General features: G+C 71.6%; 17 protein-coding genes and 1 pseudogene. 12 read left to right on the forward strand and 6 right to left on the reverse strand.

The features are described from left to right. Positions 1-236 precede the first annotated feature (236 nt). The gene (locus tag K377_RS18915; protein ID WP_111664601.1) at positions 237-1,004 is read left to right on the forward strand and encodes an LPXTG cell wall anchor domain-containing protein; all 768 of its coding nucleotides are present in this window, start codon (positions 237-239) and stop codon (positions 1,002-1,004) included. A gap of 119 nt (positions 1,005-1,123) precedes the next feature. Here K377_RS18915 and K377_RS18920 read toward each other — a convergent pair whose 3' ends face one another. Further along, a complete protein-coding gene (locus K377_RS18920; RefSeq protein WP_111664602.1) occupies positions 1,124-1,702 on the reverse strand; it encodes a biotin transporter BioY in 579 nt (192 codons plus the stop codon). Positions 1,703-1,949: 247 nt separating this feature from the next. Between K377_RS18920 and K377_RS18925 the strand changes: the two genes are divergently transcribed. The 4 genes from K377_RS18925 to K377_RS18940 all read left to right on the forward strand — a co-directional run bounded on the left by K377_RS18925 (position 1,950) and on the right by K377_RS18940 (position 6,026). Further along, positions 1,950-3,317 (forward strand): amino acid permease, encoded by a 1,368-nt coding sequence (locus tag K377_RS18925; protein ID WP_111664603.1) that lies wholly within the window; start codon positions 1,950-1,952, stop codon positions 3,315-3,317. 166 nt (positions 3,318-3,483) lie between these two features. Next, positions 3,484-4,890: an amino acid permease gene (locus tag K377_RS18930; protein ID WP_111664604.1), complete on the forward strand. Its 1,407-nt coding sequence runs from the start codon at positions 3,484-3,486 to the stop codon at positions 4,888-4,890. 132 nt (positions 4,891-5,022) lie between these two features. Continuing rightward, positions 5,023-5,664 carry a superoxide dismutase gene (locus K377_RS18935; RefSeq protein ID WP_111664605.1) on the forward strand — a complete coding sequence of 214 codons (642 nt, stop codon included), beginning with the start codon at positions 5,023-5,025 and terminating at the stop codon, positions 5,662-5,664. Positions 5,665-5,804: 140 nt separating this feature from the next. Then, positions 5,805-6,026: a hypothetical protein gene (locus K377_RS18940; RefSeq protein WP_111664606.1), complete on the forward strand. Its 222-nt coding sequence runs from the start codon at positions 5,805-5,807 to the stop codon at positions 6,024-6,026. A gap of 1 nt (position 6,027) precedes the next feature. On the opposite strand, the gene K377_RS18945 is transcribed toward K377_RS18940, so the two are convergent. Next, entirely contained in the window at positions 6,028-6,669 is a 642-nt protein-coding gene (locus K377_RS18945; protein WP_161195062.1) for a DsbA family protein, read from the reverse strand. 153 nt (positions 6,670-6,822) lie between these two features. Here K377_RS18945 and pepN point away from each other — a divergent pair, with 153 nt between their 5' ends. The 5 genes and pseudogenes from pepN (at position 6,823) to K377_RS18970 (ending at position 14,954) form a co-directional block, all read left to right on the forward strand. Next, on the forward strand, positions 6,823-9,414 hold the full coding sequence (gene pepN / locus K377_RS18950) for an aminopeptidase N (RefSeq protein WP_111664608.1): 2,592 nt from the start codon (positions 6,823-6,825) through the stop codon (positions 9,412-9,414). Between the two features lie 142 nt (positions 9,415-9,556). Beyond that, the gene (locus tag K377_RS18955) at positions 9,557-10,828 is read left to right on the forward strand and encodes a hypothetical protein (RefSeq protein ID WP_111664609.1); all 1,272 of its coding nucleotides are present in this window, start codon (positions 9,557-9,559) and stop codon (positions 10,826-10,828) included. 203 nt (positions 10,829-11,031) lie between these two features. Beyond that, positions 11,032-12,256 (forward strand): annotated as a pseudogene (locus tag K377_RS18960) (AAA family ATPase). Beyond that, entirely contained in the window at positions 12,253-13,560 is a 1,308-nt protein-coding gene (locus K377_RS18965; RefSeq protein WP_375605931.1) for a VWA-like domain-containing protein, read from the forward strand. The pseudogene K377_RS18960 and the gene K377_RS18965 overlap by 4 nt, the downstream one beginning before the upstream one ends. Positions 13,561-13,886: 326 nt before the next feature. Next, positions 13,887-14,954, forward strand: a complete 1,068-nt coding sequence (locus K377_RS18970; protein WP_111664610.1) for a hypothetical protein — start codon at positions 13,887-13,889, stop codon at positions 14,952-14,954. A gap of 78 nt (positions 14,955-15,032) precedes the next feature. Here the strand turns inward: K377_RS18970 and K377_RS18975 are convergent, their stop codons facing one another. Both K377_RS18975 and K377_RS18980 read right to left on the reverse strand, forming a co-directional pair. After that, positions 15,033-16,802 carry a TIGR03767 family metallophosphoesterase gene (locus K377_RS18975; protein WP_111664611.1) on the reverse strand — a complete coding sequence of 590 codons (1,770 nt, stop codon included), beginning with the start codon at positions 16,800-16,802 and terminating at the stop codon, positions 15,033-15,035. A 221-nt stretch (positions 16,803-17,023) separates the two neighbouring features. Then, positions 17,024-17,518, reverse strand: coding sequence for an NUDIX hydrolase (locus K377_RS18980; protein WP_111664612.1), 495 nt, complete (start codon positions 17,516-17,518; stop codon positions 17,024-17,026). A 328-nt stretch (positions 17,519-17,846) separates the two neighbouring features. On the opposite strand from K377_RS18980, the gene K377_RS18985 reads away from it, so the two are divergent. Then, positions 17,847-21,176, forward strand: a complete 3,330-nt coding sequence (locus tag K377_RS18985) for a S8 family serine peptidase (protein WP_111664862.1) — start codon at positions 17,847-17,849, stop codon at positions 21,174-21,176. Positions 21,177-21,230: 54 nt separating this feature from the next. Here the strand turns inward: K377_RS18985 and K377_RS18990 are convergent, their stop codons facing one another. Both K377_RS18990 and K377_RS18995 read right to left on the reverse strand, forming a co-directional pair. Next, positions 21,231-21,968: a hypothetical protein gene (locus K377_RS18990; RefSeq protein ID WP_111664613.1), complete on the reverse strand. Its 738-nt coding sequence runs from the start codon at positions 21,966-21,968 to the stop codon at positions 21,231-21,233. 1 nt (position 21,969) lies between these two features. Further along, entirely contained in the window at positions 21,970-22,494 is a 525-nt protein-coding gene (locus tag K377_RS18995) for a sigma-70 family RNA polymerase sigma factor (protein ID WP_161195063.1), read from the reverse strand. A 186-nt stretch (positions 22,495-22,680) separates the two neighbouring features. Here K377_RS18995 and K377_RS19000 point away from each other — a divergent pair, with 186 nt between their 5' ends. Further along, entirely contained in the window at positions 22,681-23,697 is a 1,017-nt protein-coding gene (locus K377_RS19000) for an aspartate-semialdehyde dehydrogenase (RefSeq protein ID WP_111664615.1), read from the forward strand. Positions 23,698-23,765 lie beyond the last annotated feature (68 nt).

The raw sequence follows: 23,765 nt of genomic DNA on the forward strand, positions 1-23,765 counted from the left end.
AGGCGGTAGCGCCCTGCCACCACTAATCCCCGGACGCCTCCGCTTGCATTTCCTGACTGCCCAGGCAATCGACTGCACCCCCGAAACACAGAGAAACACAAAATCGATACATCACGCCGTCCCAGCATAGTGGGGAGAAATCTTGTGGTACCTCTTCAAGTACTGCATCAAGCACTGCGAATTCGGACGCGGTTGCAGGCGTCACGGGGGAAACAGAAACACCAAGGGGGACGAACATGAGTTCAGTTGCGCGCACACGACGTCGGGGTGCCACGGCCGGGTCGCTGCTGACCGCGGCCGTCGCGGCGGCGCTGGTCCTGCCCGCGGGCGCGGTCGCGGACGACACACCAGGTGGGAGCAGCGAGGGCGGCAAGGTCATGAGCAAGGCGCCCGACGGCGTCCGGCCGGAGACGACGCTGCCCGAGAAGATCACGGTCGACAACACGACGGGAAAGACCAAGGGTCTCGTCGCCACCGTCAGCAACAAAGGCACCAAGGACAGCGGGAAGATCTCTTTGGCGGTCGTCGGATTCGACGGCCTCACCGTGAAAGATGTACCCGGCTGCACACCTATTCCGGAGAACAAGCTGCCGAAGGGCTCGAACAGCGGATTCACCTGCCCGCTGTCGAATCTCGCGGCCGGGAAATCGAAATCGTTCAAGGTCGCCGCGACTTTCGATCTGGCGAAAACCGGGAAGATCTGTCTGCCGGTGCAGAGCGCGGACGGCAGGACGACGTTCTGGCAGCAGGGCCCGGTGCCGTTCGGCACGACCAGCCCCTCGCCGAACGCGCCGGTGACACCGCTGCTGCTGAACACCGTCAACAAGCCCGCGACGCCGGCCGGGGACAAGGGCGGCGATGCGGGCTCCGGCAAGGGTTCCGGCAAGGGCGAGCTTCCCTCGACGGGCCCCGCCGACCGGGTGCTGCCGCTCGGTGCGGTGGGCGCGGCGCTGATGGCGGCCGGCGGGGCGGGCCTGTGGTGGACCCGCCGCCGGACGGCCTGACGGAACCCCCGGGCCGCGCGCCCCGGAAACACCGGAAACACCGGAAACACCGGAAACACGGAAGAGGTTCGCCGTCGTGACGGCGAACCTCTTCCGGAGGAGCTGGGGAACCGCTGCCGCTACTTGTCGGCGAGCTTCCAGGCGGCGGGCAGCGCGCCCATGGCCAGGACGGCCTTCAGCGCGTCGCCGATCAGGAACGGGGTGAGGCCCGCGGCGAGCGCGGCGCCCAGGCTCATGCCGGTGGAGAGCGCCAGGTACGGGACGCCGACCGCGTAGACGATGGCCTCGCCGATCAGGAAGGCGCGGGCGGTGCGCCACACCGAGCGGTCGTCGCCGCGGCGGGCGAGCGCGCCGACGGCGGTGGCGGCGAGCATCAGGCCGATGACGTAGCCGAACGAGGCCGTCGCGTATCCCGAGCCGCCCTCGGCGAACCACGGCATGCCGGCCATGCCCGCGAGCGCGTACAGCGCCAGCGAGAGGAAGCCGCGGCGGGCGCCGAGCGCGGTGCCGACGAGCAGCGCGGCGAAGGTCTGCCCGGTGACCGGCACCGGCGAGCCCGGGACGGGGATCGCGATCTGCGCGGCGATGCCGGTGAGCACGGCGCCGCCGACGACCAGCGTGATGTCCTTGGCGCGGGAGGCGGGGAGGAGGTCGGCGAGGACCTTGCCCGGGCGGGCGACTGCGGCGGCGGTACTCATGGGGACTCCGCGAGGTTCGTGGGTGGGCAGGGGTGGGACGTCGTGACGCTATCCCAGGAGGGTCGGGCCGATCACGGTCACCGGTCGACAAAGGCTTGAGCACCGCGTTGGTGGGCTCTGTACAAAGAAGCGCGTGTACACCACATACGGGGTGACGCTCGTCACTGGGACGGGTCCGTTTTGCGTGGGAGGGCGCGCGAAAGCGAGACTGTAGGTTCCCGCCAATGCTCAGATCGGCTGAACCTCCATGCACGACGACGTGACCCCCGAACCGCTCGCCGGGGGCCTCAAGCAGCGCCACCTGACCATGCTCGGCCTGGGCGGTGTCATCGGGGCGGGGCTCTTCGTCGGCTCGGGCGCCGGGATCCAGGTCGCGGGCCCCGGCATCGTCCTCTCGTATCTGATCGCGGGCGCCATCGCGATGTGCGTGATGCGGATGCTCGGCGAGATGTCGGCGGCGATGCCCGCGTCCGGCTCGTTCTCGGTGCACGCGGAGCGGGCGCTCGGCCGGTGGGCCGGGTTCAGCGCGGGCTGGCTGTACTGGTTCCTGCTCGTGGTGGTCCTCGCTGTGGAGGCGACGGGCGCCGCGCAGATCGCCAACGGCTGGGTGCCGGGCGTTCCCCAGTGGGCCTGGGTGCTGCTGTTCATGCTGGTGTTCACCGCGGCGAACCTGGCGGCGGTGAAGAACTTCGGCGAGTTCGAGTTCTGGTTCGCCACCCTCAAGGTCGTGGCGATCATCGCGTTCCTGGTGCTCGGCACCCTCGCGATCTTCGGGCTGCTCCCCGACACCGACCCGGTCGGCCTGACCCATCTCACCGGTGACGGCGGCTTCCTGCCGAACGGCTGGCAGGGCGTGGTCTCCGGGGTGCTCGCGGTGGTCTTCGCGTTCGGCGGTCTGGAGGTCGTCACCATCGCGGCCGCCGAGTCCGACGACCCGGTGCGCTCGGTGGCGCGGGCGGTGCGCAGCGCGGTGTTCCGGATCCTGTTCTTCTACGTCGGCTCGATGCTGGTCATCGTCACGGTGCTGCCCTGGACCGCGCAGCAGGCGGGCATCAGCCCGTACGTCACCGTCCTGGACTCGATCGGCATCCCGTCGGCCGGCCAGATCATGAACATCGTCGTCTTCGTGGCGCTGCTGTCCGCGCTCAACGCCAATCTCTACGGCTCGTCCCGCATGATCTTCTCGCTCGCCGAGCGCGAGGAGGCGCCCCGGGCGCTGCTGAAGGTGAGCGGGGGCGGGGTGCCCCGGCGGGCGGTGCTCGCGTCGGTGGCGTTCGGCTTCGTGTCCGTACTGCTCAATCTGGAGTGGCCGGACAGCGTCTTCCTCTACATGCTCAACTCGGTCGGCGCGGTGCTGCTGTTCGTGTGGGCGCTGATCGCGCTGTCCCAGCTGAGGCTGCGGCGCCGGATCGAGCGGGAGGCGCCCGAGCGTCTCGTGCTGCGGATGTGGGCGTTCCCCTGGCTGACCTGGGCGGCGCTCGCGGCCATGGCGGCGGTCTTCGTGCTGATGCTGACCGACGACACGGCCCGGCCGCAGCTGCTGTGGTCGACGGGGGCGACGCTCGTGGTGCTCGCGGTCGCGGGTGTGCGGGAGCTGCGCGCACGGCGTGCCTGACCGTTCACCGAATGTCGACATGGACGTCGCCGAGTGTGAGCGTCGTGTCCGTATTCCGGAAACGTCTTCCCTGTAGGCGGAGTGCGCCCTCAGACTGTGGCGGTTTTACGCGCTCATTACATGGGTGCATCCGCACCCCGTCTCAGCTACTGAACAGGGCAATTCCATGTCTCGGACGTCAGTGCAGCCAAGCGAAGAGGTTGCCGACGCGAAGCCGGTGGACACCTCGTCGCTCTCGCCCGGCCTGAAGCAGCGCCACCTCTCCATGATCGCGCTCGGTGGCGTGATCGGCGCGGGGCTCTTCGTCGGCTCCGGCACCGCGATCGCCGCGGCCGGTCCCTCGATCATCCTCGCCTACGCGATATCGGGCGCCCTCGTGATGCTCGTGATGCGCATGCTGGGCGAGATGGCGGCGGCGTACCCGGCCTCCGGCTCGTTCTCCGTGCACTCCGAGCGGGCCATCGGTCCGTGGGCCGGGTTCACGGCGGGCTGGGCGTTCTGGTTCCTGCTGTGCGTGGCGGTCGGGCTTGAGGGCATCGGTGCGGCGGACATCGTGCACGGGTGGATACCGGGCGTGCCCGAGTGGGCCTGGGTCGCACTGTTCATGCTGCTGTTCACGGGCACGAACCTGGCGGCGGTGAAGAACTTCGGCGAGTTCGAGTTCTGGTTCGCGACGCTGAAGGTCGCCGCGATCGTGCTCTTCCTGGTGATCGGCGTGCTGGCGATCCTCGGCGTCCTGCCCGACGTCGACGCGCCCGGCATGTCCAACCTCACCGGCCACGGCGGCTTCATGCCCAACGGCACCGAGGGCCTGATCGTCGGCCTGCTCGCCTCCGTCTTCGCGTACGGGGGCCTGGAGACCGTCACCATCGCCGCGGCCGAGTCGGAGCACCCGGTGCAGGGTGTCGCCAAGGCGGTCCGTACGGCGATGTGGCGCATCGCGCTGTTCTACGTCGGCTCGATGGCCGTCGTCGTGGTGCTGCTGCCGTGGACGGCGAAGGAGATCCCGACCAAGGGCCCGTACGTCGCCACGCTCGACCACCTCGGCATCCCCGGCGCCGGCCAGATCATGAACGTGGTCGTCCTGATCGCCCTGCTCTCCGCCATGAACGCCAACATCTACGGCGCCTCCCGCATGGCCACCTCGCTGGTCTCGCGCGGCATGGGCCCGAAGGCGATCGGCAGGATCCACGGCGGGGTGCCGCGCGTCGCCGTCACCCTCTCGGCGGTCTTCGGCTTCGTGTGCGTGCTGCTCAGTTACTGGCGGCCCGACGACGTCTTCGCCTGGCTGCTCAACACCATCGGCGCGATCATCCTCGTCGTCTGGTTCTTCATCGCGTTCTCCCAGCTGGTGCTGCGCCGCAAGCTGGAGCGCGAGGCCCCGGAGAAGCTCGTCGTGAGGATGTGGGCGTACCCGTACCTCACGATCGTCGCGCTCGTCGGCATGGTCGTGGTCTTCGTCCTGATGGCCCGTGAGGCCGACACGCGGGTGCAGCTCTACTACACGGGCGGCCTGACGGTGATCCTCGCGGCGATCGGCTACACGCGGCAGAAGCTCGCCGAGAAGAAGTAACCCTCTCCCCCTGCACACCTGAAGGACCCCGGGCCGGTCGGCCCGGGGTCCTTCTCGTTGCGCGCGGCACTGTTGCTGTTAGCCTGCACTTGCGAATAACTTGCAATAAGCAGTCGGAGGGCACGGTTAGACATGGCCACGTACACGCTTCCTGAACTTCCGTACGACTACGCCGCACTTGAGCCGGTCATCAATCCGCAGATCGTCGAGCTGCACCACGACAAGCACCACGCGGCGTACGTGAAGGGCGCGAACGACACCCTGGAGCAGCTGGCGGAGGCCCGGGACAAGGAGCAGTGGGGCTCCATCAACGGGCTGGAGAAGAACCTGGCCTTCCACCTCTCCGGCCACATCCTGCACAGCATCTACTGGCACAACATGACCGGTGACGGCGGCGGCGAGCCGCTGGCCGCCGACGGTGTCGGTGACCTCGCGGACGCGATCACGGAGTCGTTCGGCTCGTTCGCCGGCTTCAAGGCGCAGCTGACCAAGGCCGCCGCGACGACGCAGGGTTCCGGCTGGGGCGTTCTCGCGTACGAGCCGGTGAGCGGGCGGCTGATCGTGGAGCAGATCTACGACCACCAGGGCAACGTGGGACAGGGCTCGACCCCGATCCTCGTCTTCGACGCCTGGGAGCACGCCTTCTATCTCCAGTACAAGAACCAGAAGGTCGACTTCATCGACGCCATGTGGGCCGTCGTCAACTGGCAGGACGTCGCCAAGCGCTACGCCGCCGCCAAGGAGCGGGCGTACAACCTGCTCCTGGTTCCCTGAGCCACCGGCTCCCCCGTACGCCCCGCCTCGTGATCGTCTTCTCAACCTTCACGCGCGCGGGCGGCTGAAAAGGACAGACCCCGCGAGGACGTGACTCGCGGGGTCTGTCGGCATGCGGGGTTCCGGGGCATCGTCTGTTCATGCCGACCACACAGGTACGGGCCTGCCAGACCTGCAAGTCCGACGAGCCGCACCGTCATCTGACGGCGGAGGAGGACAAGTGGCTGCGCGACAGGCGCGGCCTCAAGGACACCGACAGCACCCACGTCTGGTGGAGGTGCACCCGGGAAGGCTGCCGCACGATGCGGCACTACTGGGACAACCGCCAGTGGGAGCAGCTGCCGCCTCCCGACGAGAGCTGACTCAGTCGAAGACCGGGCCCTGCGTGCGCGTCCGCTTGATCTCGTAGAAGCCCGGGACCGACGCGACGAGCAGGGTGCCGTCCCAGAGCTTGGCGGCCTCCTCGCCCTTGGGGGCCGGGGTGACGACGGGGCCGAAGAAGGCGATCTGCTCGCCGTCGGAGCCCGGCACCGCGATGACCGGGGTGCCGACGTCCTGGCCGACCTTGTCGATGCCTTCCTTGTGGGAGGCGCGCAGCTCGGCCTCGTACTTCGTGCCGTCCCAGTGGTCGAGGAGCGAGGCGGGCAGGCCGACCTCCTCCAGGGCGCCGGCGACGGCCTCCTTCGTGGGGCCCTCGCCGCGGTTGTGGATGCGGGTGCCGAGCGCGGTGTACAGGGCGCCGAGGACCTCGGGGCCGTGCTCCTCCTGCGCGGCGATGACGACGCGGACCGGGCCCCACGCCTTGGTCGCGAGCATCTCCCGGTACTCCTCGGGCAGCTCGTCGAGCCGGTTCTCGTTGAGGACGGCGAGGCTCATCAGGTGCCAGCGGACCTCGACGTCGCGGACCTTCTCGACCTCCAGCATCCAGCGCGACGTCATCCAGGCCCAGGGGCACAGGGGGTCGAACCAGAAGTCGACGGGGGTCTTCTCAGCCGTGGTGGACATGGCTCTCCTCAGAAGTCACCGGGGTGGTCTTGCCTGCGGCAACGCGACGGCCGCCGCCCTCATTCCCGTGCGAGGATCGTAGGAGCTCGAACAGTCCCGAAGAGTCCCGCACAGTCCCACAAGGACGCCGCCCCGTACGAAGGAGTACCGCCCGTGCCCGGAGAGAATCTGTCCCGCGACGAGGCCCGCGAGCGGGCGGGCCTGCTGTCCGTCGACGGGTACGAGGTCGCGCTCGATCTGCGCTCGGCGGTCGGCGACGCCCCGGCGGACGGGCCGCGCACCTTCCGGTCCGTGACCACGCTCCGGTTCCGGGCGAACGAGGCGGGGGCGAGCACCTTCGTCGACCTGATCGCACCGTCGGTGACGGCCCTGACGCTGAACGGCGAGGACCTGGACCCGGCGGCCGTGTTCGACGGCAGCCGCATCCACCTGGAGGGCCTGGCGGAGGACAACGAACTGGTCGTCGACGCCCAGTGCGCGTACTCGCGCACCGGCGAGGGCATGCACCGCTTCGTCGACCCCGAGGACGGCGAGGTCTACCTCTACACGCAGTACGAGCCCGCCGACGCGCGCCGCGTCTTCGCCAACTTCGAGCAGCCGGACCTGAAGGCGCCCTACCGCTTCTCCGTGCAGGCGCCGCAGGGCTGGACGGCGTGGTCCAACGGCGCGGGTGAACTCGTCGACGGTGTCTGGCAGTTCGCGGAGACCAAGCCGATCTCGACGTACATCACCACGGTCGTCGCCGGCCCGTACCACTATGTGACGGACTCCTACGAGCGCGCCTTCGACGACGGCTCCAAGCTGGTCATCCCGCTGGGCGCCATGTGCCGCAAGGGGCTCGCGCCATACTTCGACGCCGACGACATCTTCGAGATCACCAAGCAGGGTCTCGACTTCTTCCACGACAACTTCGACTACCCGTACCCGTTCGGCAAGTACGACCAGGCGTTCGTGCCCGAGTACAACCTCGGCGCGATGGAGAACCCGGGGATCGTCACCTTCCGCGAGGAGTACATCTTCCGCGGCAAGGTCACCACGGCGTCGTACGAGCGTCGCGCGAACGTGATCCTGCACGAGATGGCCCACATGTGGTTCGGCGACCTCGTCACCATGCAGTGGTGGGACGACCTGTGGCTGAAGGAGTCCTTCGCGGACTTCATGGGCTCGTTCTCGATGGTGGAGGCGACCCGCTTCACCAACGGCTGGATCACCTTCGCCAACAACCGCAAGGCGTGGGCCTACCGCGCCGACCAGTTGCCGAGCACCCACCCGGTCACCGCCGACATCCGTGACCTGGAGGACGCCAAGCTCAACTTCGACGGCATCACGTACGCGAAGGGCGCGAGCGTGCTGAAGCAGCTCGTCGCCTACGTCGGACGGGACGCGTTCCTGGAGGGCGCGCGCCGCTACTTCAAGCGGCACGCGTACGGGAACACGCGCCTCGGCGATCTGCTGTCCGTCCTGGAGGAGACCAGCGGGCGCGACATGGCGTCCTGGTCCCGGTCCTGGCTCCAGACCGCGGGCGTCAACTCGCTGACCCCGCAGGTGATCCTGAGCGGCGAGGGCCGGATCACCGAGCTGGCCGTGGTGCAGGAGGCCACGCCTCTCGCCCCGGCGGACCACCCCGAGCTGCGCCCGCACCGGGTCGCGGTCGGCCTCTACCGGCGTACGGCGGAAGGCGCCCTGGAGCGGTACGCGCGCGCCGAGGCCGACGTAGACGGGCCGCGCACCGTGATCGGCGAGCTGGCCGGGGCCGAGGCGCCCGAGCTGGTGCTGGTCAACGACGACGACCTCACGTACTGCAAGATCCGGTTCGACGAGCAGTCCCTCGCCACGCTGCGCGAGCGGCTGGGCGACATCACCGACCCGCTGGCCCGCGCGCTGTGCTGGTCGGCGCTGTGGAACCTGACGCGGGACGCGCTCATGCCGGCCCGGGACTTCATCGGACTCGTGCTGCGGTTCGCCGGGCGCGAGTCGGACATCGGCGTCCTTCAGATGCTGCACGCGTGGGCGCGCGGCGCGCTGGTGCACTACGTGGCCCCGGAGTGGCGCGAGGAGGGCGGGCGGCTGCTCGCCGAGGGCGCCCTGAAGGAGCTGCGGCTCGCCGAGCCGGGCAGCCAGCACCAGCTGACGTGGGCCCGCTTCTTCGCGTCGGTCGCGTCCAGCGAGGCCGACCTCCAGCTGCTCTCCGGGCTGCTGGCGGGCAACGCGAAGATCGACGGCCTGGAGGTCGACCAGGAGCTGCGCTGGGCGTTCCTGGAGACGCTCACCACGCAGGGCGTCGCCGACGAGGCCGCGCTCGCCGCGGAGCTGGACCGGGACGACACCGCCTCCGGCAAGCGGCACCAGGTGCGCTGCCTGGCCTCCCGCCCGTCGGCCGCCGTCAAGGCGCAGGCCTGGGCACAGGTCGTGGAGTCGGACGCGCTGAGCAACGCGCTGGTGGAGGCGACCATCGCCGGGTTCCAGCAGTCGTCGCAGCGCGAACTCACCGCGCCGTACGCCGAGAAGTACTTCGCGGCGATCGAGCGGGTCTGGGCGGACCGCTCGATCCAGATCGGCATGGACGTGGTGCGGGGCCTCTTCCCCGACTTCCAGGACTCGCCGGAGACCCTGTCCGCGACGGACGCGTGGCTGACCGCCCACGAGGACGCCGCACCGGCGCTCCGCCGCCTCGTGCTGGAGTCCCGCGACGACCTGGACCGGGCGCTGCGCGCGCAGGCGTGCGACGTGGCGGCCGCCGGATAGCCGGCACCGCTGGAGGAGTCACGGGGCGGGCGCTCGAAAAAGCGCTCGCCCCGCGCACGTTCTCCGTGCTTATGATGCGCGGGATGACTCACTTCTCCCTCTCTTACGGATCGGGGGACTCGTTCGCGCAAGGTGAGTGCTGATGGCACACCACCTCGTGAACGGGATTCCGGACCGCCTGTCGATGTGGCAGCGCGTACGTGCGTACGCCGTGCCACCGTCCATGATCGAGACCTGTACCGCGCGGCGTACCGCCGGTGACTGGGCCGGGGCCTGTGCCGCCGCCCGGGTCGACGTCGATCTCGAACTGCGCGCCGTGCGCCGTCGCCACGGCTCTGAACTCACCCGACGCCTCCGGGCCGATCTGCGGTGCCTCGCACCGGATCTGCTGCGCTGGCACCTGCCCCGGATCGCGCCCGACGGGCGGCTGCGGCCCGCGCTGACCGTCGCTCTCGCCCGGTACGGGCCGCTCCGGCTCGTCGTACGGACGCCTCCGGCGACGGCGGACGGTGGACAGCGGCTCTCCCTGTCCTTGTGGGAGGGGCCCGGGACCGGGCCGGCCCGCCCGCATCCCCATCCGTATCCGGCACGGCGGTTCCGGTTCGATCTGCACCGGCATCTGTGGGACGCCGGGCGCAGCCCCGATCTCGCGGTGCGGGCCGAGGCCGGGTGGGCCGTCGAGGGCGAACTGCTGCTGCGGGCCGAACGGGGTTCCCCACGTGGGGCGTTCACCGTGCGGCGCGGCGCCCGTGACCACGACGTCCTCGAACTGCTCGCCCCGGACGACAGTCATGCGCCGGTCTGCCGTGCGGTGCGCGACGCGCTGCCCGCGCAGGTCGTCGCGGCGCTTCCGGTGCTGCCGGAGGCCGCGGTGCGGCCGTTGCCGGATCTCGCACTGCTTCGGGCCGGGCTCGTCTCCGTCGGGCGGCTGCATCCGCTGGTCGGGGCGGCGTTGGCGGGTGACTGGGATTCCGGCGGGGCTCGCGATGCCGGTGATCCTTGTGGTTCCGGTGATCCGCATCGGGTGGAGTGCCGGGGTGAGGTGCACCGGATCGCGTTGCGGGACGGGGTGCTGTCCGCCGTCGACCACGATCCTGGCCAGTTGCGGCGCGAGGCGTTGTTGATGGCGTTCGGCGGGCCCGGGCTTCCTTGTCTGCGGGCCATCGATGCCGTGCATCGGGAGCCGGAGGCGTTGCCTGCCGTGCGGGAGCGGTTGTTGCACGGGGACGGGGTGGGGGCGCTGGCCGTTGTCGAGGGGTTGCTCGGGAGCGGGGCCGTGCTGCGGTCCGGGCCGTTGCGGGACGCGTTGGAGTCTGCGGCCCGGCGGCTTGTCGGCCATGGCCTGTTCCGGGCCGGTCTCGATTCCCCACGTCCTCCCGGCGGGGGCTTCTCGCGCAGTTCCCCGCGCCCCTGAGAACCAGATCCCACGCGCGGCTCTCGTCGTGGTTGCTCGCGCAGTTCCCCGCGCCCCTGAGGCAGGCGCTTCGCGCCGCCTCCCCTATGAGATGGCGCACGCAGTGCGCATCTCAGGGGCGCGGGGAACTGCGCGACCGGCCACGACGCTCCCGGAGCCGACCACACCACCTCTCCACCCCTCCTTCATCCCAGGTGATGCTCATGACGAACGACAGCCAACTTTCCCTCGCCGACGCCCTGTTGGGCATGCTCCGGGCGTCGGAGTTCGAGTCGCGGGCCGATGAGCAGCTCGAAGCGCTCACTCTCGCCGTCGCCGCCGATCTGCCGGTGCTGCTCTGGGGCGAGCCCGGGATCGGGAAGACGGCGGTGCTGACGCGGCTCGCCGAGTCGCTCGGGCTGCCGTTGACCACCGTGATCGCCAGCGTGCACGAGCCGTCCGACTTCTCGGGGCTGCCGATCGTGGGCGACGACCCCCGCCGTGCAGGGCGTGCCGATGGCGCCGCCCCAGTGGGCGGTCGAACTGGTCAGGGCCGGGCACGGCCTGCTCTTCCTCGACGAACTGTCCACCGCCACCCCGGCCGTCCAGGCGGCACTGCTCCGCGTCGTCCTGGAACGCCGGGTCGGCGCCCTCCAACTCCCGCCGGGAGTAAGGATCGTGGCGGCGGCCAACCCCCGGGCGTCGGCCGCCGACGGCTGGGAGCTGAGCCCGCCGCTGGCCAACCGGTTCGTGCACCTGCACTGGGTGCACGACCGGGACGTGGTGGTGCGCGGGCTCGGCGGAGTCTGGCCGCGCGCCGAACTGCCCCGCCTGGACCCGGCGGCGCTGACCCCGGCGGTGGCGTACGCGCGGCGCGCGGTGTGCGGGTTCCTGGAGGCCAGGCCCACGCTGATCCACCGGCTGCCGAACAGCGAGGCACGGCGCGGCGGCGCCTGGCCCTCGCCGCGCAGCTGGGAGACCGCGCTGACGCTGCTGGCCTTCGGGACCGCCGCGTCGGTCTCCCGCGATGTGCTGGCGCTGCTGGTGCGCGGCGCCGTGGGCGACGGCCCCGGGCTCGAACTCCTCGCCCACCTCGACCGGATGGACCTCCCCGACCCCGAGTCCCTCCTGTCCGACCCGCCGACCGCCGAACTCCCCGAACGCGGCGATCTGCGGCAGGCCGCCCTCGAAGCGGTGATCGCCGCCGTCGGGGCACGGCCGGAACGGGACCGGTGGGAGGCCGCCTGGAACGTCCTGGTCCGCGCCCTGGAGAGCGGCGCCCCCGACCTGCTGGTCGCCCCGGCCTCGGCGCTGGCCGCACTGCGCCGCGACGACTGGGAGGTGCCGGACACCGTGGAACGGCTGGCCGGGGTCGTCGGGATCTCCCAGCGCGCCGAGCGGTCGGTCGCCAGGACCGTGGCGGGCGTCGCCACGGCGGTACGCCGATGAGCGCGCCCGTACGGCGGCCGCTGCCGCGCCCGATGCCGCGGCGCCCCGAGCCCGCGGCGCCCCGGACCGAGCCGGTCCGGCCCGCGCTCCCGCTGGACGTCGACAAGTTGCTGGCCGCCCGGCTGCACGCGGTGAAGGTCCGCCCCTATCTGGCCGCTGCGCTCTTCGCCCTGCACGTGGTCGAGGACCCGTCGGTGCCGACGATGGCCGTGGACCCGTACTGGCGCTGCTACGTCTCGCCCGGCTTCGTGGACCGCACCCCCGTCGAGGACCTGGCGGGCGTCTGGGTGCACGAGGTGTCCCATCTGCTCCGGGACCACCACGGCCGGGGCGAGCGGTACGCCCGCGCGCACGGCGAGCACGGCCCGGGCGAGCGGCTGCGGCGCAACATCGCCGCCGACTTCGAGATCAACGACGACATCTACGGGGACGGGCTGAACCGTCCCGCGGGGGTCGTGCTGCCCGCGATGCTCCGGCTCGACGACGGGCTGCTGATGGAGGAGTACCTGCGGACGGCGTCGATGGCCGGCCTCGGCCCGGAACTGGCCTGGCTGGACTGCGGCAGCGGCGCCGACGGGCACGCCCGGCCGTGGGAGCTGGGGCCCGAGGGCGCGCACGGGCTGACCCGGCAGCAGCGGGACGCGGTGCGGTTCCGGGTCGCGGAGGGGATCAAGGGCAGACCGGGTTCGGCGCCGGAGGGGTGGCGGCGGTGGGCGGACGAGGCGTTCCACGCGCCGCAGCCCTGGCGGCAGTTGCTGGGGGCGGCGGTGCGGTCGGCGGCGGGGGCGCCCGGGGCCGGCGAGAACCACAGCTACCGGCGGCCCGCGCGCCGCTCGGCGAGTCTGCCGGGGGTCGTGCTGCCCGGTCTGCGGCGCGATCCGCCCCGGGTGTGCGTGGTGATCGACACGTCGGGGTCGGTGAGCGATGCCGAGCTGGGGTGCGCGCTGCTGGAGGTCGCGGCGATCTCGCGGGCCGTGGGCGGGCGGCGTGATCTGGTGTCGGTGATCTCGTGTGACGCGGCGGCCAGGGTGGCCGTGCCGTTGTGCCGGGCGGAGAGTCTGGAGCTGGTCGGGGGTGGGGGGACGGATCTTCGGTCCGGGTTCGCCCGTGCGCTGCGGGGGCCTCACCGGCCGGATGTGATCGTGGCCCTGACCGATGGTCAGACTCCCTGGCCGTCCGAGCAGCCTCCGTGCCGGGTGGTGGTGGGGCTGTTTCCTCGGCCCTCGGGGGCCGTGGACGAGGATGATCCGGAGTATGTGCCGGAGGGGGCGCCTGAGTGGGCCCGGGTTGTCGAGATCGGGTGAGGCCGGGGCCGGGGCACAGGCCGGACGAGCGCTCGCCCCGCGCCGGGGTGCCGCCTTGCCCACCCTGCCGCCCCTGGCGGCAGATTGCCCAAGGCTGCGGCGGGCGGGCGGCAGACTGCCCACGGCGGCGACGGGCGGGCGGCAGACTGCCCAAGGCTGCGGCGGGGGCGGTGTTACCGAATGGGGGCATCCTCGGGCGTAACCTCCCGTGCGGCCTGGGGTTTTCGGCAGGTTGGGGGGCTGACTTTAGGGCGGGCTTGTCCGGGTTTGCCGACAGGGGTGTAACAGCGGTTAGCGGGGGCGGTGCCGGTGGGCACAACCACCTCATGAACCACAACACCCCCCTCTCCCCCCGCCCCCTGCGCCACCTGGTCACGGCCCAGCGGCGCGTCCTGAGCGGTGCCCAGTTGAAGGCGCACGGGGTCCCGGCCGCCGCCGCGCAGGAGCAGTGCCGGGCGGGCGGGCCCTGGCAGCAGCTGCTGCCGGGGGTGTTCCTGCTGCACCCGGGGCCGCCGACCGGTGAAGAGCGGCTGCACGCGGTGCTGTTGTACGCCGGGCGGATTCCGCAGCGGCGCGTCCCGGGCGTGCCCGTGCAGCCCGCCGCGGGCGAGCCGCACGGGGCGCCCACCGCCTCGTACACCGACGTGCTCGTCACCGGGCTGGCGGCGCTGGCCCTGCACGGGTTCTCGGCCGCTCCCCCGCTGCTCTCCCTCGACCACGTCGACGTGCTCGTGCCGCGCACCCGGCGGCTGCGGTCGACCGAGTTCGCGCGGCTCGTGCGCGCGCCGGGGCTGCCGGTTCCCGTCCTGCTCGACGGGGTTCCGGTGGCGCCGGTGCCGCGGGCGCTCGCGGACGCCGTGGCGCAGCTCTCCGACGCGGAGGCGGTGCGCCGGCTGCTCACCGAGGCGGTGCGCGGCGGCCACTGCGACCCGGCGTCCGTCGTACGGGAGTTGACGGCGGCCCGGCTGCTGACCCGGCCGCACGTGGTGGCCGCCGTGGACTCGCTGCTCGCGGAGGGGCGGGCGATCGCCGAGGACCGGCTGTACGCGATGGTCCGCGAGGGCGGCCTGGAGGACCCGGTGTGGAACGTGGACCTGCGCCTGCCGGGCGGCCCGCACCTGGGCGGGGTGGACGCCTACTGGCCGGACCACGCGGTCGCCGTCGAACTGGACACGCGGGCGCCCAGGGCGGGCCTCGGCGGGGACGACGACCCGCTGTTCAGCCAGTACGTCCGCAAGCGCGAGCACCTGGAGCGGCTCGGGATCACGGTCGTGCACATCACGCCGAGGAAGCTGCGCGAGTCGATCGAGCAGCAGGCCGCCGTCGTCCGGACCGCGCTGATGGCGTCCGGCGACCGGGACCCGGCGGCCTATGTCGTGGTGCTGCCCCGGTAGTGACGGACCGGGGCGGCGTCAGGAGGGGAGCGAAGGGGCGGGGCCGCGCGAGGCACCGCCCCTTCGCAGGGTCGCCTCCTACTTGCGCAGCACCAGCTCCGTGTTGCGGTCCCCCGGCGTGCCCGACAGCGTCGCCCGCGATCCCGGGGCGTTGAAGGCGAGTTCGCGGTAGAGGGCGGCCAGGCCGGTCTGGCTGAGGTCGGAGAAGTCGGTGCGGTGCGGCGCCGAGGACTCGATGAGCGTGGTGAACAGCGAGAGCGTGCCGTCGTGGTTGTCGGTGATCTCGATGATGCGGGCCAGCTGCGGGAAGTCGACGTGGGAGGCGGTGGAGATCTCCCAGAAGCCGGCCGAACCGCCGGTGCCCTTGTGCGGGGTGATGGCGTTCTTGTGGCTGTGGCCGTTGACCCAGGCGACGACCGGGCGGTGGGCGGCGAGCAGCGCGGCGAGTTCGTCGCCGCCGTGGCGGCGCTCGCCGGGGTGGCCGGGGTCCTCGTTGAGGTTGCGCATGGTCTTGCTGGTGTGGTGGGAGAAGACGACGACGTGGTCGCCGTCGCGCTCGGCCGCCTTCAACTGAGCCGTGAGCCACTTGAGTTGCGTGGTGCCGAGCGAGCCCTCGTAGTGGCCGCCGGGGTCGGTCGAGTCGAGGCTGACGCCGACGACGTCGTCCGAGACGCGGAACGTGTAGTACTGGGTCTTCGCGGCGAGGTTGGCCTGCGTGTAGCCGTGGCCGACCGGGCCGGGCCCGGTCCTGGCCGGGTCGAGGTGGGCCGCGACGTACTCGGTGGGTGTGAAGGGCGCGCGGGACTCGTCGGGGGTGACCGGGCGCATGTGCCGGGCCTGCGCGCGCAGCAGCCGCTCGAACTCCCGGCCGCGCGGGTCGCCGCCCTGCTTGACGTTGTCCCAGATCGCCTTGCCCTGGGCGGCCGGGAGGTCCATCAGCTTGCGGCCGCCGACGGCGAGTTCGGCGAAGTAGGAGTCGCCGGGGGCGTAGCAGCCGCCGGGCAGCGCGTCGTGGTTGCCGACCGTGGAGTACCAGGGCAGCTTCAGGCCGGGGCTGCGCACCTCGGAGATCGCGGCGGCCAGGAAGCCGTCGAGGCGCGGGAAGCGGTGGTCCCGCTTGTCGGTGTCGCGCAGCGCGGAGTCGGGGTGCCAGTAGAGCGGGATGCCGCTGTTCTGGACGCCCTCGTAGTGGCGCGGGTCGCCGGTGTTGGGGGTGATGCGGCCGCCGCTCATCGCGGTGAGGAACCAGTCGAGTTCGCAGCGGGCGTTGTTGTCGGTGTTGTCGCCGGTCGTCATCACGAAGTGCAGCGGCGCCGCGGTGACCGGCGCGCCGCGCAGGGCGTTGACCCGCTCGACGAGCGCCACCGCGCCCGCGACGGACAGCGACTCCTGCGGGCGCCAGGCGCTCGACGTCTGGGAGCGCAGGTACTCGTAGCGCAGCGGGTGCTGGACGTCGACCAGGTGCAGGTCGGTGAACTGGACGAAGGCGGCGAGCGCGGTGCGGCGGGCGGCGCGGCCGGAGCGGGCGGCCCGCAGGTCGGAGCGGACCACGCGCGGCCAGGCCGGGCCGTCGCCCAGGCGCCGGAAGCCGGAGCCGTGCCCGGTGGCGACGGAGTCGAGGGTGGTGCCGCGGGTGTACGGGACGCGGGCGGCCTCGGACGCCTCCGGGAGCTCGCGGGTCAGCGCCTGTGCGGGTGCGGGACCGGCGGCGGCCTCGTGCCCGCCGGGGCCCAGGAGGTAGCCGAAGCCGGCGATCGCCGCCGTCCCGGTGAGCGCGCCGGTCGCGGCCAGCACGGTACGGCGGTCGATGTCTGCGGCGGCCTTGGTGACAGAGCGTGTGCGCGGCATGGCGCGGTCTCCCCGAGTGCGAACGCTTCGACAGTGGCGGCCGGGCGGCGCCGTTGGGCACTGCCCGTCCGTACTGGATGGTTGGCATCGGGGGTGACCTGCGCGTGAACGGCGACGCAACGCGCAGCGCCGATCACCGTACGTGGATCACCGGACTCCGCGCCGGGGCGCGCGTCAGGTCCGTGTTGTCATGCGCGGGAGGGTGAGCCGCTCTCTCGCGGTCACTCTGTGTTCACCTCGCGGGGAAGGGCGGGCCCCGCGCCGGGCTTCGGGTGCAGGTGTCCGTCGCCCGGGCGCTCGCGCCACAGGGCGAGCCCGACGTCGACGAGTTCGACCCGGGGCAGGTCGGGGACGGCGGCCAGATCGTGCCAGGCGGCCATGTCCGTGGAGCCGTTCTCCTCGTGCCGCAGGGTGCCGCCGGTGATCGCGCCCTCGTAGACCAGGCGCAGTCCGTGGAAGTCGGCGACCTTGCCCAGCTTGCGGGGGTAGCGGCGCAGCACGGAGTGGACGCCCAGGAGGGTGCCGGGCCTGAGGGTGTAGCCGGTCTCCTCGTCGACCTCGCGGATCACGGTGTCGTACGGGTCCTCGCCGTGGTCCATGCCGCCGCCGGGCAGCGTCCAGCGGCGGCTGCCGTCGCCCGCGACCCAGCGGGCGAGGAGCACCTGTCCGTCCCGCACGCACACCGCGTACGCGGCCACCCTCAGCTCTTTGTGCATTCCCGAACGCTAGAGGCATCCGGGCCGATGCGCAGGGGGATGGGCGGGTTTCGCCCGGTGCCGGGGGCCGGGCTCTACGCCCGTAGCGGGGGCAGGTGAACCACGAGATCTTCAAAAGCGTTCAAGGGACTGGACAATTACGTCCGGATGGCGGGGGTTTGGGCGCGGTGGCGTATGGCGGAATGCCGCCATGGCCACCTCCCGTCTCGGGCAACTCTCCCCAAACCGTGGTCACTTACGTAAAGCTGAGCGGTCATCCGGCACCGAAATCCGGAGTCGTTCCGATCATCTCGATCGTCCGTCTTCACCTTACGTAGCAGGGATGCTGATGACCCTCGATCCCCAGCGCGCACCCATATCCGGTGCGAGACGCGCGGCCCGGCTCGCGGCCGCCGCGGGCCTGGTGGCCGCGCTCACCACGGCCGGGCCGATATCCATGGCCGCCGCGGCGGGCACGGACGCCGCGCCGGCCACCGACCCCGCCGTCAAGTCGGCCAGCGACAAGCTCGGCTCGCACGACGCCGAACTGCTCGCCGCCGCCAAGGCGGACCACGACAAGAACGTGACCGTCATGGTCGCCACCGCCCCCGGCAAGACGGAGGCCGTGGCCGAGCAGTTCGACTCCGTCAAGGGCGGCTCCGTCGGCCGCACCTACGACAAGCTCGGCTATGTCCGGGCGACGCTGCCCACCGGCAGGGCCGAGGCCGCCATCAAGGCCGCCGAGAAGCTCGACTCGGTGCTCGGCATCGATCTGCGCCAGGAGATCGCGCTCGACGACCCGACGCCGTCCGCCGACACCACCAAGGGCGCGTCGCGGCACTCCACCGGCTCGTACAGCGGTCCGGGGAAGAACACCCCCGCCAAGAACCCGTACAACCCGTCCTTCGAGACGGGCGCCGTCGACTTCGTGAAGGACAACCCGAAGGCCGACGGGCGCGGTGTCACCATCGGCATCCTCGACTCCGGTGTCGACCTCGGCCACCCGGCGCTCCAGAAGACCACGACCGGCGAGCGCAAGATCGTCGACTGGGTCACCGCGACCGACCCGATCGTGGACGGCGACGCGACCTGGCGGCCGATGGTCACCCAGGTCTCCGGCCCGACGTTCACGTACGGCGGCCGCACCTGGAAGGCGAAGGCCGGCTCGTACGGCGTCAGCACCTTCTCGGAGGCGGCGACGACCGGCGGCGACGCCAAGGGCGACGCGAACCGGGACGGCGACACCACCGACAAGTGGGGCGTGCTCTACGACGCCGCCGCGGGCACGGTGACCGTCGACCTGAACGACAACGGCGACTTCACCGACGACACCCCGATGAAGCCGTACAAGGACGGTTACCAGATCGGCTACTTCGGCAAGGACGACCCGTCCACCGATGTCGTCGAGCGCCAGCCGTTCGTCGTGGAGATCCGCAAGGACGTCCCGATGGACCCCTACGGCGGTGACTGGGTCGGCCAGAAGCGCGACTTCGTCAACATCGGCGTGATCGAGTCCGAGCACGGCACGCACGTCGCCGGCATCACCTCGGCCAACTCGCTGTTCGGCAACAAGAACATGAACGGTGCCGCGCCCGGCGCGAAGATCGTCTCGTCGCGTGCCTGCACCTGGTCCGGCGGCTGCACCAACGTCGCGCTCACCGAGGGCATGATCGACCTCGTCGCCAACCGCGGCGTCGACATCGTGAACATGTCGATCGGCGGTCTGCCGGCGCTGAACGACGGCAACAACGCGCGCTCGCTGCTCTACACGCGCCTCATCGACCAGTACGGCGTGCAGCTGGTGATCTCGGCGGGCAACTCCGGCCCCGGCGCGAACACCATCGGCGACCCGGGCCTGGCCGACAAGGTCGTCTCGGTCGGCGCCTCGATCTCCAAGGAGACCTGGGCCTCGAACTACGGCTCGCAGGTGAGCAAGTCGTACGCGATGATGCCGTTCTCGTCGCGCGGCCCGCGTGAGGACGGCGGCTTCACGCCGACCATCACCGCGCCCGGCGCCTCGATCAACACCACCCAGACCTGGCTGCCCGGTTCGCCGGTCGCCGAGGCGGGCTACTCGCTGCCGGCCGGCTACTCGATGCTCCAGGGCACCTCGATGGCCTCGCCGCAGGCCGCGGGTGCGAGCGCGCTGCTGCTCAGCGCCGCCAAGCAGAAGCACATCGGCCTGTCCCCGGCGAAGCTGCGCACCGCGCTGACCTCGACCGCGGACCACATCAAGGGCGAGCAGGCGTACGCCGAGGGCTCCGGCCTCATCGACATCGAGGACGCCTGGAAGTCCATCCGGCACGGGGCGAGCGCGCACACGTACACCGTGAAGGCGCCCGTCGACACCGCGATCGACTACGCGCTGGCGACGCCGGGCTTCGGCACCGGCATCTACGACCGCGAGGGCGGTCTGAAGGCCAAGCAGAAGAAGACCTACGACGTCACGGTCACCCGCACGTCCGGGTCGTCCAAGCCGGTCCGGCACAAGCTGTCGCTGAAGAACAACGCCGGTGACACCTTCGACATCGTCGGCTCCAGCACGGTCTGGCTGCCGCTGAACAAGCCGGTCACCGTGAAGGTGCAGGCGCGGCCGGACTCGGCCGGGCTGAAGAGCGCGATCCTCCGGGTCGACGACCCGGGCACCGAGGGTGTGGACCAGCAGATCCTGGCGACCGTCGTCGTCTCGACGCCGGTGGCCAAGCCGTCGTACACCTTCGCCGCCAAGGGCTCGGTGCAGCGCAACAGCACCACGTCGTACTTCCTCACCGTCCCCGAGGGCGCCAAGGCGCTCCAGGTGCGGATGAGCGGGCTGAAGGACAAGAGCCAGACCCGGTTCATCTCCATCCACCCGTACGGTGTCCCGGTCGACGACACGTCGACGCCGAGCTGCTACCCGAACTACGGCGACGGATCGGGCAACGGCTGCCGCCCCGACCTGCGTTCGTACGCGGACCCGCAGGCCGGTGTCTGGGAGGTCGAGGTCGAGGCGCGCCGCACCTCGCCGCTGCTCGACAACCCGTACCAGCTCGATGTCGCCGTGCTCGGCGCCGCGTTCGACCCGGCCGTGCAGACGGTCACCGAGGCGAAGGTCGGCGTTCCGGCCGACGTCTCCTGGAAGGTCACGAACAACTTCGCGGCCATCAACGGCGGCAAGCTCCAGGGCGGTGCGCTCGGCTCGTCGAAGACGGACCGGCCCACCATCGCCAACGGCGCGACGCAGACCTCCGAGGTCGTCGTGCCCGAGGGCGCGGACAAGCTGACGGTCGCCATCGGCAACACCTCCGACAAGTCCGCCGACCTGGACCTGACGGTCTACGACGAGAACGGCACCCAGGTCGGGCTGTCCGCGGACGGCGACTCCGAGGAGGCGGTGACGATCGCCAAGCCGGCCGCCGGTACGTACACGGTCGAGGTCGCCGGATACTCGGTGCCGGCCGGGACGACCGAGTACGACTACTCGGACGTCTTCTTCTCGTCGGCGCTCGGCACGGTCACGGTGGACGACTCGAAGCCGGTCACGCTGGCCAACGGCGCGTCCACCTCGGTGTCCGCGCAGGTCACTGCCGCCGCCCCGGCGCCGGAGGGACGCGAGTTCTTCGGGCAGGTGCAGCTCCTGAACGAGCGCGGTGTCGTCACCGGCACCGGCAGCGTGCAGATCGAGAAGGTCACCGAGTAACCCTGCGGTTGCGATGACCCGAGGGGGCGGACGCCATCGGCGTCCGCCCCTTTCTCAGTACCCGGGCCCCGGGCACGTCAGCCCGCGGGCCTCCGGCAGCGCGTCGACGATGCCGCGGCGCGCGTCCTTCACACCCCAGCCGGTCTCCCAGTCCTCCCGGTCCTCGGGGAAGACGGGTGTGCGGATCAGCGTGTACGTGCCCGGCTTCAGGTCCGCCTCCGCCGAGCCGTCCAGGGTCACGGTGAGGGTCGGCTGCTCCTCGGCCGAGCGCTCGGGGCGGTAGGAGCGGGTGACGTCGAGAACGACGCGGACGTCCCCGTCGCCGCGCGGGGTGATGCTCACGACCCGGCCCTCGACGAGGACCTTGGAGCAGGCGATGTGCAGGGCGGGCGAGGAACTGCTCTCGTCGCCCGCGGCCTTGCCGCCGTCCGCCACCGACTTGTTGGAGGCGCCGGCGTCGCTGCTGATCCCGCCGGGCGCGTTCGAGCCGAGCCACACCAGGCCGCCCACGACCCCGGCCGCGCAGGCCGCCACCAGCGCGCCGAACGCGATCCGCAGCGGGCGGCGACGGCGGTCCGGCACGGGCGCGCGGACAGGTGCGGGTACGGGCTTCGGGGCGGGGCGGGCCGCCAGGGCGTCGCCGATGCCGCGCACCTGCGCGCGGAGCAGCGCGATGTCGGCCGCGACGTCCGCCGCGTCCGGCTCGTCGTCCGGCAGCGCCTCGCCGCAGACCGCGAGCATCAGGAGCCGGTCCTCACGGTTCAGGCCGTCCGTACCGTCGTTGGCCTCCATGTCACACCACCTCCCCTTCGCGCAGCCGCGCCCGCAGCATCCGTACCGCCGTGTGCAGCCGGCTCTTCACGGTGCCCTCGGGCACTCCGAGCTCGGCCGCGATGTCCCGGACCGGCAGATCCGCGTAGAACCGCAGCACGACCACCTGCCGCTGCTGGTCGGGAAGCTGGTCCAGGCCCTGCGCGACGGCGAGGGAGAGCACGCGCGAGTCGGCGGCGTCCCGGGCGTCCTCCTGGCGCAGGGCGGCAAGCCGCTCGCCGAGCCGCTCCTGGCGGCGCTTGGCCCGGTGCCAGTCCATGGCGAGGTTCGAGGCGACGACCGCCGCCCACGCCGAGACGTCGCGCGGCGCCTCCTCTCCCTTGGCGGCCCGCTCCAGGAGCCGCAGCCGCACCTGCTGCACCCCGTCCGGCAGCTCCGCGTACGGCATCCCGCCCAGGGACAGGACGGCCCGCACCCGGTCCTCGACGGCCGCGTCCAGGGGGTCGTCCGGCCGACCCCCCGTGCCTCTGTGCTTTCTGCGCAGCACAGCCCCTCCCCTCCCCCGCGTGTGTCCTACGACGCCGGACCCGCCCGGAACGTTCGCCCCCGGCCGCGAAAAGTCTGTGGCGAACCCCACGCGTCCCGCGCCTCGGACAATCGATTGGACAAGCCGGGCCTGGACAGACGCATCATGGAGCGGCACCCTGCCGCCTGCTATGTACGGAGGAACCCTGTGAAGGTCGGAATCGTCGGAGCCACCGGTCAGGTCGGCACGGTCATGCGCAAGATCCTCGTCGAGCGGAACTTCCCCGTCGACGAGCTGCGCCTGTTCGCCTCCGCGCGCAGCGCGGGCAAGACCGTGGACGGCGTGACGATCGAGGACGCCTCGACGGCCGACTACACGGGCCTGGACATCGTGCTGTTCTCCGCGGGCGGCGCCACGTCGAAGGCGCTCGCCGAGAAGGTCGCCGCACAGGGCGCCGTCGTGATCGACAACTCCTCGGCCTGGCGCAAGGACCCCGAGGTACCGCTCGTGGTCTCCGAGGTGAACCCGCACGCGATCACCGACCGCCCCAAGGGCATCATCGCCAACCCGAACTGCACCACGATGGCCGCCATGCCCGTGCTGCGCCCCCTGCACGACGAGGCGGGCCTCGAAGCGCTGGTCGTCGCCACCTACCAGGCGGTCTCGGGCTCGGGTCTCGCGGGCGTCGCCGAGCTGCACGGCCAGGCGCAGAAGGTCGTCGCGGAGGCCGACCGGCTCACCCACGACGGCGAGGCCGTGGACTTCCCCGAGCCGGAGGTCTACAAGCGCCCCATCGCGTTCAACGTGCTGCCGCTCGCGGGCGCCATCGTCGACGACGGCCTGCACGAGACGGACGAGGAGCAGAAGCTCCGCAACGAGTCCCGCAAGATCCTGGAGATCCCGGCGCTCAAGGTCTCCGGCACCTGCGTGCGCGTCCCGGTCTTCTCGGGCCACTCCCTCCAGATCAACGCCCGCTTCGCGCGCCCGCTCCCGGTCGAGCGCGCCACGGAGCTGCTCGCCGGCGCCCCGGGCGTCGTGCTCTCCGAGATCCCGACGCCGCTGGAGGCCGCGGGCAAGGACGCGTCCTTCGTGGGCCGCATCCGCCCCGACGAGACGGTCGACAACGGCCTGGCGCTGTTCGTCTCCAACGACAACCTGCGCAAGGGCGCCGCGCTGAACGCGGTGCAGATCGCGGAGCTGGTGGCGGCCGAGCTGAAGGCCTGACCCCTCCCCTCCCGCTGTGGCGCGGATCGCTGTTGTGTGAAACCGGCCACGCGGTCATGGAGGTTGTG

It is taken from the genome of Streptomyces sp. PsTaAH-137 (assembly GCF_003259365.1).
Classification (GTDB): domain Bacteria; phylum Actinomycetota; class Actinomycetes; order Streptomycetales; family Streptomycetaceae; genus Streptomyces.

Coding starts and splice junctions, on each gene's coding strand:
- K377_RS18975 (WP_111664611.1), bottom strand. CDS start 16,802: ATGCCGCGCACACGCTCTGTCACCAAGGCCGCCGCAGACATCGACCGC.
- K377_RS18930 (WP_111664604.1), top strand. CDS start 3,484: ATGTCTCGGACGTCAGTGCAGCCAAGCGAAGAGGTTGCCGACGCGAAG.
- K377_RS18990 (WP_111664613.1), bottom strand. CDS start 21,968: ATGGAGGCCAACGACGGTACGGACGGCCTGAACCGTGAGGACCGGCTC.
- K377_RS18920 (WP_111664602.1), bottom strand. CDS start 1,702: ATGAGTACCGCCGCCGCAGTCGCCCGCCCGGGCAAGGTCCTCGCCGAC.
- K377_RS18915 (WP_111664601.1), top strand. CDS start 237: ATGAGTTCAGTTGCGCGCACACGACGTCGGGGTGCCACGGCCGGGTCG.
- K377_RS18985 (WP_111664862.1), top strand. CDS start 17,847: ATGACCCTCGATCCCCAGCGCGCACCCATATCCGGTGCGAGACGCGCG.
- K377_RS18940 (WP_111664606.1), top strand. CDS start 5,805: ATGCCGACCACACAGGTACGGGCCTGCCAGACCTGCAAGTCCGACGAG.
- K377_RS18955 (WP_111664609.1), top strand. CDS start 9,557: ATGGCACACCACCTCGTGAACGGGATTCCGGACCGCCTGTCGATGTGG.
- K377_RS18945 (WP_161195062.1), bottom strand. CDS start 6,669: ATGTCCACCACGGCTGAGAAGACCCCCGTCGACTTCTGGTTCGACCCC.
- K377_RS18925 (WP_111664603.1), top strand. CDS start 1,950: ATGCACGACGACGTGACCCCCGAACCGCTCGCCGGGGGCCTCAAGCAG.
- K377_RS18980 (WP_111664612.1), bottom strand. CDS start 17,518: ATGCACAAAGAGCTGAGGGTGGCCGCGTACGCGGTGTGCGTGCGGGAC.
- K377_RS18970 (WP_111664610.1), top strand. CDS start 13,887: ATGAACCACAACACCCCCCTCTCCCCCCGCCCCCTGCGCCACCTGGTC.
- K377_RS18965 (WP_375605931.1), top strand. CDS start 12,253: ATGAGCGCGCCCGTACGGCGGCCGCTGCCGCGCCCGATGCCGCGGCGC.
- K377_RS18935 (WP_111664605.1), top strand. CDS start 5,023: ATGGCCACGTACACGCTTCCTGAACTTCCGTACGACTACGCCGCACTT.